Annotated in this window: 13 protein-coding genes and 1 tRNA gene; 3 read left to right on the forward strand and 11 right to left on the reverse strand. The window is 42.4% G+C overall.

What is annotated here, in order from left to right; genetic code table 11:
* Positions 1-249: 249 nt before the first annotated feature.
* From JG770_RS09210 to loaP, 7 genes are all read right to left on the reverse strand, one after another.
* Positions 250-325, reverse strand: a tRNA-Arg gene (locus JG770_RS09210).
* A gap of 46 nt (positions 326-371) precedes the next feature.
* Positions 372-1,589 carry an aspartate kinase gene (locus JG770_RS09215; protein WP_291958115.1) on the reverse strand — a complete coding sequence of 406 codons (1,218 nt, stop codon included), beginning with the start codon at positions 1,587-1,589 and terminating at the stop codon, positions 372-374.
* On the reverse strand, positions 1,580-2,368 hold the full coding sequence (locus JG770_RS09220) for a homoserine kinase (protein ID WP_291958117.1): 789 nt from the start codon (positions 2,366-2,368) through the stop codon (positions 1,580-1,582). The genes JG770_RS09215 and JG770_RS09220 overlap by 10 nt, the downstream gene beginning before the upstream one ends.
* Before the next feature lie 24 nt (positions 2,369-2,392).
* Entirely contained in the window at positions 2,393-3,445 is a 1,053-nt protein-coding gene (gene thrC / locus JG770_RS09225) for a threonine synthase (RefSeq protein WP_291958146.1), read from the reverse strand.
* Positions 3,446-3,452: 7 nt separating this feature from the next.
* Entirely contained in the window at positions 3,453-4,706 is a 1,254-nt protein-coding gene (locus JG770_RS09230) for a homoserine dehydrogenase (protein WP_291958120.1), read from the reverse strand.
* Positions 4,707-4,738: 32 nt separating this feature from the next.
* On the reverse strand, positions 4,739-5,182 hold the full coding sequence (locus JG770_RS09235) for an ACT domain-containing protein (RefSeq protein ID WP_291958123.1): 444 nt from the start codon (positions 5,180-5,182) through the stop codon (positions 4,739-4,741).
* Between the two features lie 156 nt (positions 5,183-5,338).
* Positions 5,339-5,884: an antiterminator LoaP gene (loaP, locus tag JG770_RS09240; RefSeq protein WP_291958126.1), complete on the reverse strand. Its 546-nt coding sequence runs from the start codon at positions 5,882-5,884 to the stop codon at positions 5,339-5,341.
* A 189-nt stretch (positions 5,885-6,073) separates the two neighbouring features.
* Here loaP and JG770_RS09245 point away from each other — a divergent pair, with 189 nt between their 5' ends.
* Positions 6,074-6,415: a DUF4064 domain-containing protein gene (locus JG770_RS09245; protein WP_291958128.1), complete on the forward strand. Its 342-nt coding sequence runs from the start codon at positions 6,074-6,076 to the stop codon at positions 6,413-6,415.
* 289 nt (positions 6,416-6,704) lie between these two features.
* Here JG770_RS09245 and JG770_RS09250 read toward each other — a convergent pair whose 3' ends face one another.
* The 3 genes from JG770_RS09250 to JG770_RS09260 are packed head-to-tail and all read right to left on the reverse strand — an operon-like array spanning position 6,705 to position 9,667.
* Positions 6,705-7,370 (reverse strand): ABC transporter ATP-binding protein, encoded by a 666-nt coding sequence (locus JG770_RS09250; protein WP_291958131.1) that lies wholly within the window; start codon positions 7,368-7,370, stop codon positions 6,705-6,707.
* 1 nt (position 7,371) lies between these two features.
* The gene (locus tag JG770_RS09255; RefSeq protein WP_291958133.1) at positions 7,372-8,559 is read right to left on the reverse strand and encodes a hypothetical protein; all 1,188 of its coding nucleotides are present in this window, start codon (positions 8,557-8,559) and stop codon (positions 7,372-7,374) included.
* Between the two features lie 4 nt (positions 8,560-8,563).
* Positions 8,564-9,667: an FtsX-like permease family protein gene (locus JG770_RS09260; RefSeq protein ID WP_291958136.1), complete on the reverse strand. Its 1,104-nt coding sequence runs from the start codon at positions 9,665-9,667 to the stop codon at positions 8,564-8,566.
* A 1,081-nt stretch (positions 9,668-10,748) separates the two neighbouring features.
* On the opposite strand from JG770_RS09260, the gene JG770_RS09265 reads away from it, so the two are divergent.
* Complete coding sequence (locus tag JG770_RS09265) at positions 10,749-10,952, forward strand: hypothetical protein (RefSeq protein WP_291958138.1); 204 nt, start codon at positions 10,749-10,751, stop codon at positions 10,950-10,952.
* A 59-nt stretch (positions 10,953-11,011) separates the two neighbouring features.
* Positions 11,012-12,451: a cell wall-binding repeat-containing protein gene (locus JG770_RS09270; RefSeq protein WP_291958141.1), complete on the forward strand. Its 1,440-nt coding sequence runs from the start codon at positions 11,012-11,014 to the stop codon at positions 12,449-12,451.
* 327 nt (positions 12,452-12,778) lie between these two features.
* On the opposite strand, the gene JG770_RS09275 is transcribed toward JG770_RS09270, so the two are convergent.
* Positions 12,779-12,943 carry a hypothetical protein gene (locus tag JG770_RS09275; protein WP_291958143.1) on the reverse strand — a complete coding sequence of 55 codons (165 nt, stop codon included), beginning with the start codon at positions 12,941-12,943 and terminating at the stop codon, positions 12,779-12,781.
* Between the last annotated feature and the right edge of the window lie 46 nt (positions 12,944-12,989).

Below are 12,989 nucleotides of genomic sequence, written 5' to 3' on the forward strand. Positions count from 1 at the left end.
GATAGAATCAACCGTATTATAAAGTTGTTGAGCTACATTGCCTATCAGCATTGGTATAGCAAACTCCACAATTCTCTTCCAAGGCTTGCCTTGAGTCATGTCTTTCGGAGTAAGAAGTTCTGTAAACCTTGCCATAAAACCCTCCAATTATTTTTCTATGTAATTCGTTTTACATTGTTCAGTCAAAGCATAAACAGCAAAAAAACGGCTTGTAGGTTGGCTACAAACCGCTATGTTAAGCTTTGTTTTTGGTGTGCCTGACAGGAGTCGAACCTGCGGCCTTCTGGTCCGGAGCCAGACGCTCTATCCACTGAGCTACAGGCACACAACTTGTTACAACTATTATATTATAAGCTTAATCGCATAATAGGTCAAGCGACAGAATCCAGCCGAAATTTTTTGTGAACTGCTTTCACCGCTCTTTCTATGTCCTCCTTAGGTATCAAACAGGATATCTTTATTTCGGACGTGCTTATCATTTCTATATTTATGCCCTCTTCAGCCAATGCTTCAAACATCATGGACGCTATCCCAGGATTATTGGCCATACCAGCCCCTATCACTGATATCTTAGCTATATCCTCTGCATACTTAACATCCGTAGCGCCAAGTTCATCCAATAAGCCCTTTATAATATCTACAGCTTGCTTCAAATTTGACTTGCTCACTGTGAACGATATATCTTTTGTACCGCCACGGCCTATGCTCTGCAGTATTATATCCACGTTTATCCCTTGATCAGCCAGTGCCTTAAAAAGCTTATGCGCCATACCAGGTTTATCAGCTACCCCTATAACCGCTATGCGGGCTATATCAACATCATGGGCTACGCCCTTGATTACCATCTTTTCCACAATTGATTCCTCCCTTACATATGTGCCATCATTACTATTAAAACTGCATTTTACAACTAAAGGAACGTTAAAATTCTTGGCCAGCTCTACCGAGCGGTTGTGCAACACTTTTGCTCCGAGACTAGCCATTTCCAGCATCTCATCATATGATATGTCAGCCAGCTTACGAGCATTTGGTACTAAATGAGGATCAGCGGTATATACACCATCCACATCAGTATATATTTCACACATATCAGCGTTTAGAGCTGCAGCTAATGCTACTGCAGTGGTATCTGAACCTCCCCTTCCAAGGGTGGTTATATCGTCATTATCGTCCATACCCTGAAAACCAGCTACTATCACTATCTTGCCGCTGTTTAGCTCCTTGCGTATGCGGCTGCCATCTATGGCCTCTATTCGGGCATTGGTGTGCAAATTACTGGTTTTTATGCCCACCTGCTGGCCTGTCAACGAGATAACAGGTAAGCCCAAACCTTCTATAGCCATAGCTAGCAACGCTATAGATATCTGTTCACCGGTAGAAAGCAACATGTCTAATTCGCGTTTGGACGGATTAGGATTTATTTCCACGGCCATGTCCATCAGATGATCGGTAGTATCGCCTTGCGCCGAAACCACTACTACCACATCGTTTCCGGCCTCTTTAACAGCCTTTATCCTTCTGGCCACATTCATTACACGTTCGGCGTTGGCCACTGATGAACCCCCATATTTTTGAACTATTAACGACAAACTATCTCTCCTTTCCCTTGTGCAAGCAATTCTGCGCCATAACGGCAAACATCCATTATATATACATCCCAATGCTGCTCAAAAGCAGCTAAGAATTTGCACGTTTCTGCTCGTATATTATCATAATCCTTATCCATTATTGTTATTAAAGTGGGACCGGCACCGCTCAGAAAAGTACCCTTTGTACCTAATTCTGCCATTTTGGACATTATCTCATCCCAGTGCGGTATGAGGCCCTTTCGGTAAGGTTGATGCAGCCTGTCATCTACGGCTGCCGGCAAATTATCCAGCCGTCCCGTTATAAGCGATGCCGTCAATAAAGCTGCTCTGCTTATATTAAATACCGCATCTTGCATCGGAACGTTCTGAGGCAGTATGGCACGCGCCTCCGATGTAGGTAGCTGAAAGTCCGGTACCATAACCAGCAGCTTTATATAATCTGGCAGGTCTATGCGCACATACTTTACTTCTCCCTCTACTATACATGCCACCGTCATGCCTCCTATAAGCCCGCGCGTGATAGGTATATTGTTTATAAGATTGATATGCAGGCCCTTTGGCCGATATCCCACCTCATCGAATAAGCGTTTCATCGATATAAAGACTAAATTCCGTTCATCGGTTTCTATATATCCCTTATCCGATTCTGGTATAGTTATTTTAAGCCCGCTTTCTATTTCCTCTGCTTCTATTATATTATATAAATCCAAAGCTATACCCAAACAATCGAATCCGGCTCCAATATTCGCACTTGTAGCCGGCACTTTTACTCTAATCATTAAGCCAGTCCTTTCAGAAATCATTTAACCGAGCAGTTCTTGTTCCAATACCCTTAAATCAGCCGGCCATACTTTAGGCTGGCCACCTAATTTTATAGCGGTATCCGGATCTTTTAAACCATTACCCGTCAAAATACAAACAACGCGCTGACCTTTCTTGAAAAATCCGCGGCGTGATAATTTTATAACGCCTGCCACAGAAGCGCATGATGCAGGCTCTGCAAATACACCTTCGGCACTGGCCAGCAGTTTGTAAGCTTCGAGTATCTCATCGTCGGTTACCTTATCTATATGGCCTTCGGATTCCGTTATAGCATTGCTTGCTCCCTTCCAGCTAGCCGGATTACCTATACGTATAGCCGTTGCGATGGTCTCCGGCTGCTCTATTATCCTGTTCTCCACTATAGGCGCTGCACCAGCCGCTTGGAAACCCAGCATTTTAGGAAGCACACTTATAACTCCACCTTCATAATATTGTTTAAATCCCTTCCAATAAGCCGTTATATTGCCGGCATTACCAACCGGTATCGCCAAATAGTCCGGCGCTCCCTCAAGCTGATCGCATACCTCGAATGCCCCTGTTTTTTGGCCTTCTATGCGGAATGGGTTTATGGAATTTACAAGCGTTATGGGATGCGACGAGGTTATTTCCCTTACCAGCTGCAACGCTTGGTCGAAATTACCGTCTATAGCCACTATCTCCGCACCGTATGCCATGGCTTGAGCTAATTTGCCCAATGCTATTTTATTATTGGGTATAAGCACTATGCAGCGCATACCGGCCCTGGCCGCATAAGCAGCCGCAGATGCCGACGTATTGCCGGTAGAGGCGCACATAACGGTATTAGACCCTTCTTCTGCAGCTTTGGATATAGCCATGGTCATACCCCTATCTTTAAATGAACCGGTAGGGTTTAACCCCTCATATTTCAGGTAAAGCTCTATGCCGCCCAATTCCTTCTCTATATTATGCGCCTTTATGAGCGGCGTATCGCCTTCATTCAGCGTTATCACCGGCGTAGCGTCGTTTACCGGCAAATAATCTCTGTATCTATCTATAAGTCCGTTCCACATAATCGGCCTCCTATAAATTATCTTCTACTCGTATGCGGTTTACAACATCGCTGATAGCATCGTGGTCGCTTAATATAGCCATCTTGTCGTTAAGCATGAATTCAGGTTCTTCATCCGATATAAAGCCAAATTCATTCTTTACTATTGGGTCATTGCAAAATACCATGTTTACATCCCCGAATAATTCTCTAACAGCGTTTACGGCATCCGATCTGTCTTTATATGCAACCCTTATGAAATACCGGCTCTTAACATCGCTTATATCTATAACAGGGTAACCTTCGCCGTCTGCCCATACCTCTTTTTTGCGCGTTTTCAAGTGTTTAACTGCATCTATCACATCGGCCACTACCGCGCTGGCCGTTGGCAATTTGCCTGCACCCATGCCGTAGAACATTACATCCCCTATAACATCTCCGCGCACCAATATAGCGTTAAAAGCGTCGTCTACGGTAGCCAGAGGACTGCTTTTCGGGATCATGAGCGGCGATACCCTGGCCATGAGCTTATCTCCCATATCCTTGCACATTGCTATCAACTTTATAGCATAGTCCATTTCATCGGCATAGATCATGTCCAACCGCGTTATGGCAGATATGCCCTCGGTATACACATCTCTGTAACTAACCGCCCTACTAAACGCTATAGAAGCAAGTATGGCTATTTTGCGAGCAGCATCATAGCCATCTATATCATTTGATGGATCGCTTTCAGCATAGCCTTTTTCTTGAGCGTCCTTTAAGGCCTGCTCAAACGTCTTGCCATGCAAGCGCATCTGCGTCAATATATAATTGGTAGTACCGTTCAATATGCCGATGATCTCGGATATTTCATTAGCTGCCAGGCATTGATTAAGAGGGCGTATTATCGGTATTCCACCGCCTACACTGGCTTCAAAAAAGAAATTCACATCATGGTCCCTGGCCAATCGAAGCAATTCTGCACCATGTTCAGCCACAAGCTCCTTATTGGATGTTACCACATGCTTTCCACTGATGAGGGCACGCTTAACATAGGTGTATGCCGGCTCAACACCGCCCATTACTTCTATAATAACCTGTATCTCATCATCATTTAATATCTCTTCGGCATCAGTGGTAAAAAGATCGCTATATGGTAAATCTGAGAACGGTTTTCTATCCAATATTTTCTTTAATGTTATGCTTTCGCCGGCCTTTTTTTCTATACTGTCTTTGTTTTTGCGCAGCACTTCTACCACGCCTGATCCCACTGTCCCATGTCCCATTACGGCCACATATGCCATATACATTACCTCTCTTTTTGAACATAAATAACTTATTCTTCTGCTAACAGCTCTATTTTCTCAACACCATGAAGCCCTTCAAGCTCTGAAATAAGCTTATCGCTTTCAGCTCTAAGCTGTTTGGTATCCACGGCCATAGTTACATTGGCTATACCATGTATAGGTATATTTTGATTTATGGTCAGCACATTGGCCCCCATTTTTGCTATAACATTGAGTACGTTTGATAAAACGCCGGGCATATGGTCTAACATCAATGCTATAGTTATTATCTTACCTCGGCTACCCTCGGTAAATTGGAAAACAGCATCTTTATATTTATAGAACGCGCTGCGGCTTATACCCACTCTATTAACCGCTTCATTTATAGTTTTGGCCTTGCCGCTTTGCAGCAATTTCTTAGCCTCTATCACATCTGTGAAGACCTTGGGCAATACAGCGCTATCTACCAAAAAGTATATGTTTTTCTCCGCCATTTTGCAGCACCCCTTTGTACACATTCGGAGCACAAATGTACTTGTATTGTGTATTATATCATATCCGTTTTTACACTGCCAATGTTCTTCTACGGTCATAATAGGTGATTAGGTCTCGATTGCTAATACTAGCTCAATATAGCTCGCCTAATCGCATTATACCAGTCCTATTATATTGAGGCCCAGGTCGACCAAGCGTTCATATCCCATTATATTCATCCTCACTTTAGCCCTTCCTTTGCGTTTATCAACGCTTACTATGATGCCTTCATATCCTTTAAGTGGACCTTTTAAAACGATTATGCGTCCATCTATCAAGGAACATGTAGACAACCCTATAATCTCACACGCTTTGGTTAATGCCAGCAGCGGTTGCATTTCATTAGGTGCTACAGATATGGGATATGTATCATCTTTAAGCAGCTTTATAACTCCCGGAATCCGCTTTATATTAAAATAAACATCGTCGATAACAGGGGTATGAATAAATACGTATCCCGGAAATAACGTGTGCACCCTCTCATACACTTTGCCGCCTTTGCGCTCTATGAGCATACGCCGCGGCAACAAAGGCTTTATCGTTTCCAAGCCAAAGCTGTACTCCAACCTCTTGCGCACGCTATCTTCCTGACCGGTCATCACAAATAACACATACCAATTATTTAAGGATACTTCCTTATTTGCATACGATTCGCTCTCCATGCTCCGCACTCCCAGTCAAATATCTTTTGCTTATATGATATTATAGCATGAAAAATAGAACTACCGAAGTTTTTGACACGTTTTTTACGAAGAAATATTTAGATATTTTTCTATAAATGCAACTAATATCACCATATAATGTGCTATAGTATAGCCATAAAGATTATAAAATTTATGGAGGTATGTTTTATGAAGCGTACAGCAGAGTTTGTCTTAGGGTTGATCGGCGGTATTATAGGTATTTTTTCATCGCTGATCGCATTGTTTGTCGGAGGCGTTGGGACAGTGTTTGAGGCTGAAGGAGCATCAACCGTTACTGGTTTGGGTTGGGCGGCAGCATTGTTCAGCATTTTAGCTATTGTAGGCGCCGCTATTGTAAAAGGCAAACCCAAGGTAGCAGGAGTAATGCTTTTGGTTGCCGGTATAGGCGGTTTCATATCCATATCCATGTTTTATATAATACCTGGCATCTTGATACTTATAGCGGGTATTATGGCGCTGGTGAGAAAGCCGTCAGCCACAAATGATTAATGTGCTGCTCCAATTTCGTCCGCACTTCTTCGAACGAATAGTAAAAAGATTCAGACATAAAAAATAAAAGCCCGGAAAAGCAAAAACGCATCATTCGGGCTTGTGTTCGCAAGGTGATAGTTTACGATGATTACATAGAAATCATGTTTATTGTGGATTATTTGGCTAATCTACTATCAAATGATACAATGCACACCCCTTCCTTGGCAATCTTTCAACGATTTTACGGGTGGGGTGTGGATCTATTTTAAGGAAGTGCAGATTAAGGATTTCCTCCGTTTCCAATTAATTAAACAATTTTTCCGTCTCGAATCTCAATTATTCGGTGACAGAAAGATGCTACATCAAAATTATGGGTTACAATGATGATAGTTTTTCCCGCATTGTTTAGCTTCTTAAAAATATTCATGACTTCATTGCCGGTTTTGCTGTCCAATGCGCCTGTAGGCTCATCGGCCAGGATAATGTCCGGATCATTAACAATGGCTCTGGCGATAGCTACTCGCTGGCGTTGACCGCCTGAAAGTTTTAAAGCCAAGACATTTTTTTTATCTAAAATTCCTAATTGGGATAGTACATCTTCGATCTTATTTTTCTTAGAATGGATGGGCTTTTTGGAATAAGTAAGGGGAATCATCACATTCTTGTAGACACTATAACGGTCTACCAGAGCAAAGTCCTGTACAATAAAGCCAAAAATCTGATTACGAAGTACTGCCATTTCTTTTGAATTAAATGTCATAATAGGCCGAGATTTAAGATAATACTGGCCACTGGTGGGTTTATCCAAACAGCCAAGGATATTCAGAAGTGTTGACTTTCCTGACCCAGATGGTCCCATGATAGCAATCATTTCACCTTCTTCTATTGTCAGTGACACTCCTTGCAGCGCTTTTACTTCTGCTTCGCCGCTACCATATGTTTTGACAAGATTATCCACTTTAATAATACTCAAGTTACTCACTCCTTCTAAGCAGTTCATTTATTCCTATTGCCGACAGTTTTATTGCCGGGTAAAGCATGATGAGTGATCCAATCACTAAACCAAAGGCAATGGTCGCAAGGGTTATGGAGCTGGCTCCATGGATTGCAAACACAATCACATTGGCCGGGATGAATATTAAGATGATTTGTGTTAGAATCCGGCGGATGATTGATGATACCTGGCCTCCGCAGAGCATATGAATGGCAAATTCTTTTGTGTGGGTATCAATAAACTGCACAAGGTTGGAGATAAGGCCAATCATACTGAATATGAGTACAACCGAAAACATTAGACCCATAATCTTGATCTGAAGATCCATATCTTCTTGCATCCGTTCCATCTGTTCCGTAAAGCTTCTGAACTCAAAAGTATACAATCCAAGCTCGGTTGACTTCTGTTGAATTTTCTGCAAATTAGACGGATCATCCGTGATGATATAGGTTGACATAATAGCAGAATCATACTCATAAGAATCATCGAGACCCGATTGAACAGGAATGACAAACCATCTATCCAGTGAGTATATTTCATTGTCTTTACCGGGCTGAATAAAATAAGACGACTGCTCTAAAAAACCGACCACATGGTAACGAAATCCTTCTTCATCATCTTCGATTATGTCACCTATCTGATAAAAAGAACGAAAATCATAACCCAACAAGAGCGGGATTGTTTCTCCTGTAGTTGAGAAATCCTCTTTAGTGAAAAGCGATCCCTCTACACATTGCAGTTTGTATATGTCCATAAACTTATCATCAATTTTCAATAGATTATAGCCATTGCTGGGTGGGCTGGATTGAACGGCTAAGGACTTTGGGGACTTGTCCTCAGCCAGCCACATGAAACGCTGAGCGTCGGCTGTATAGGTATCAAATAAAGGGTTATGCTTCATATACTGATAGAGCTCCCTGAATTTCGCCGAACTATCTGGGTCTGCCCATATTTGCTCCAGCGTGCTTTGGTCGGTTAAATCGCGAATTAAATAAATTTCCTGGCTTTCGATAATCCCATTCAATTTTTCGCGGTAACTGCTTGCCTGCACCATGACAGAAACAATGATACTAAACAGTACCAAAGCGGCGGTTATCTGTATAAACAGAACAAAGTTCCGTATTTTTTGATCCTTTATATCTTCCCAGGCGTATCTGAGCTGTTCCAAATCCTTACCCCCTTATCTGCGTAATGATTTCTTGTTTCAATCGTAAACTCAAGGCAATCGACCCAGTAACGATTCCCACTGCCAAACAAAGCAGATAACCCACAACAACTGCGGACATATAAACGCTTTCACCAATAAAGGGAAACAAGCCTGCTTGTATGATTATTATCGCCAGCGCCAAACCGATACCATAGCCGATGGTGACAATCAGAAGATAATCACGAAGTAGCATCCTGCGAAGGCTGGGTGTTCCGGCACCCGACATGATTCTTACTGCCAATTCCTTATACCTGCCCTCAAGCCAGTAATATGTCGTACTGAAAACATTTAATAAAACTAAAATAATCGTTAATGCGAATGCTATGATTAAGACCTGTGTCTCGCGAATGGATTGGATAAGATTTTGGGACGTTGAAGCTGAGTTTACTTCGGCTCGCATATTGATTTCCGGATTGATTTTTTTAGCATATGCCGCAAGTCCGTCAAAGTAATCCATGCTTTTCTCCTTTGCGTCTATGAAATAAACGCCGTTAAGAGGCGTGTCAAGATTTTTACCTATTGCGGCAGCCATGTTCACATAGTATAAGGCACCGGAAGTATCGCCCCACACTCCGTATTGTCTGACAGTTGGGGCTTTATAGATACCGACGACCTTGTATTCATTACCTTCATGCAGGAAATAAAGCTCTCCATCTCTCTCAATGCACCTGTCACGGATTCCTGCATCGATAAGTGCCACTGCTGCCTGCTGCTCAAAGTCATCCGTAGAGAAACTGCGTCCCTCTATGATATTCGGCTTAAATCCAGTATCGCCGGAAAGGAAAACAGCCTTTCCGTTTGCAATGGGATAACTCCTATAAACAATCAAACTTCCGCCCTGTAAAGAGAAGTACTCAAGCAAGTCCTTTGTTTGAACTAAGGGCTCACCATCGTTAATTTGATAAATTTCAACCTTAACAGAGTTGTCGGAAAGGAAATCAGGATCCACTGTTTCCATAATATAAAATTGGGCTACCGTGGTAAAACAGAGAGCAACCATTGCCGCCACGGCAGCAAAAACAGCTATTAGCAAAAATGCTCTATGTAGAATCTGTCTGATGTGAATCACTCCTCCCTTATAATGTTTAGTTGAGGGCAGGCACAGTACCTACCCCCAACTTCGGACCTATAGTGTGTTTTTAGAAATACTGATTCCATCCGTAATACGTATAAGCAGTATGGAAGGGATCGTTAAATCTGCTGGTGTATGCTGTTTTCATGACACTATCGCTTGTGCTGGTTGCTATCTTGCTGTACACCCGTCCAGGGTCATAATTTCCTTCAATAAGTCTGACATAGCATTGCCTCCAACATCCACCTCTATTAGGTTTTATTAGGAAAGCTGTATTGACTATGTTGAAAATCTATTAAATTCCTGGCAGCAAAACTGTTATTTGTTTGCTGGGATAATTATAATATAGTAAATAAATATTTGCAATATATCCAAAGATATATTCCTATCTCGTTTCTTCGGAAGCTCTAAAAAAGTCGTGTCCCTAAAACCTCTAGTTACCAGGCGTTTCGGGAAATTTTTTGTCAGATTAATGCCCAGGTATTAAGCATGAAAATAAGAAGAGCGATAATTTGTTCCCATTTCTTTTCGTGCCTCCTGTGCAGTGGTTATGTTTCTGCTCTGCAGAAATGTGTGTTAGCTGACCCTTCGCTCCGCGCACTTTCGCGCGTTTCACCACTACTATGAGCCAGTCCGACTTCTCGCAGGTCATTTGTTCGGCTCCGTTTACAAAACGCTTACCTCCCATACTCTTTCGAGGACCTACGAGACCTGCCGGGTACGCCAGATATACCTCACAAGCTCGCCACGCTCTAGAACCCCGATTGAACCTCCGCATTCTTACCATTAATGTTTGCGGATGCTGCTCATAGCACAGCATCGGCTTCAACGCATGCTACTAACGGAGCTGAATTACTTCACGCTTTCGCATTGCGGCTCTCTTGTTCCCCTCTTCACGCTTAAGCCTTGCCTCGCGGTTTCGGCTCCAGAAGCGGGTACCGGCTGTTGGCTGGACTTTGCCGGATTCAGTATCTCACCGAGCTATATAGCTAGCGCAGAACCGGCGCACCCCAGTTATTTATTCTATATGACAGCTCAAGGTAATCACATCCTCACATCACAATTTTTGAGTACTTTCATGGGCTGGGAGGAAATATGCTTGAGCGACAGGCCGGATGTTGTGCGGGGCCAGTTTCTCAAGATGTACGAGAGCAAGGCAGTATCGGCTCAAAATGAAAGACTGCTGCCGGACAGCTTAAAAGCCCAAATCGCCACGTTAGCGGATAGCGGAAATACTGGGCTGGAGCAGGCCGGGAACATTCTCCGCTTGCTGGTCTCCTGATATATATTGTATAATACAGGCAGATATATGTGTGATACGGAAAGGAGACAAAAAACTCAATGCGTAAAAGAATATTTGCGATAATTGTGGTTATAGCGTTTCTGCTGACGCTGGCTATGTCCCCGATTGCCGCCGCCAACAACATGCCTATATTGTTTGTCTATGGCTCGACCATGCCGGCTGCCACGCTTCAGGCTCTGAAAGATATGCAGATAGAGCAGGTTGATGTGTTGGGCGGTGACAAGATCATACCGCAAGCCATAGCCGACAAGCTCAAGAGCATGGGCATAACCGTCAGGCGGATATACGGCGGCAACAGAGAACTGACCGCTCTTGAGATAGCCAAAGCGTACGGCGGCGTTGGAGACGGTGCGTTTGTCGCTACCGGCTATGATTACGCCGATGTGCTGGCTGCTGCGCCTCTAGCGGCCAAGAAAGGCCAACCGCTGTTATTATGCGGCAGAGACAAAGTCGATAAAGGCGTTTCGGCGTATATAATAAAATCAGGCCTCACTATTGATAAGGTGACTATTGTGGGCGGCGAAGGCGCTGTTTCTGATACGGCTGTATTGAAACTATTCACTCCTGAAACAATTAATATATATCAAATGGATGTTAAAGATCAGACGACATATGACGGTTCTATAACAAAAACCATAGGTTTTATTACAGATAATGTGCCAGGCGCGGTCTTTTATAGAATGTCCATTTCTTATCCTACAGGAGATTCTTTATCCCGTTTTAAGGAGTATCGTTGGATAACTACCGGTTTTTCACTGAATGACGATGGAAAGGCATCTTTTGATATTCCTTTCCTTCTTGGTGCTTCATCCATGGATAGGGGGAATTATTTAGCAAAAATTCATGCATTGGATGCTAATGAAAATATATTGGTTAGTTCTAAAATTTTCCCAATCGAAATAGATGCGAGAGATGCCAGTGGCAGACTTATAGTTTATAATAAGGAACAACTTTCAGCTGCAATTAGCTCTCATGTTGATTTTGTAATTTCCAATGATTCCACACAGATGAAAGAATATTATGAGAAAGCCAAAACTATAATAAGCAAGATAATCAAACCAGGCATGACAGATTTGCAGAAAGAAAAAGCAGTACACGATTATATAGTTAATAATGTTCGTTATGATGAAAAAAATTATGATAACAATACTGTTCCTGATGAATCATATTCTCCATACGGCGCTTTAATAAAAGGCGTTGCTGTTTGTGAGGGTTATGCATGGGCGACCAAATTATTACTTAATATGGCAGGTATAGAAAGCACAGTTGTGTCAGGAGGCGGACATGCATGGAATATAGTCAAGATAAACGGCAAATGTTATCATTTAGATACAACATGGGATGATCCTATAACGTCTTCTGGCAAAAACGTTTTGAGATATGACTATTTTAATTTGAGCGATGCACAAATAGGCAAAGACCATTTTGGGGATAGAAAAGCGTACCCGGTATGTCCTGCGCCGGGGCCGCGCCCATAGGCTGAGTTGTGCTATGAGAAAGAAGGCAAGAGATACATTTCTTGCCTTCTTGTATATTTTTGTTTTTTACAAGAAAATAACCTTGTTTTGATACAGTATGGAAACGCATGATAATAACTCATGATAATACAGTTTATATTGCGTTTTTACTCTCTTTTTGGCCCTTTTTAGCTCCAAAAAGGCCGATTATCTGCCGAAAAAAACGCATGATAATATTTTATCGGCCTTTTTTGGCCTGCGATAACTTCGTATGTTGACGGCTAACTGTATATATCAAAACTTCATCTGGTTAATTTTAACTAGAATGATCGGCCTCACGCATGCAAACTATTTATCCCCTTCATCTATGGCATAGGCAATCACGATAAACAGGCCAATAATGCCCAATACTAAACCGATAAACATCGTTATCGAAGTATCGGTAAATAAATTCAAAGTCCTTAATAGAATTCCTAATAAAATCAAAGCAATTCCTATCAATTGTTTCTTCATCACTCAAACCTCCAAAATTGAATTTTATTTGATAATACATTATACC

This window comes from Mahella sp. (assembly GCF_020054945.1).
Lineage (GTDB): Bacteria > Bacillota > Clostridia > Mahellales > Mahellaceae > Mahella.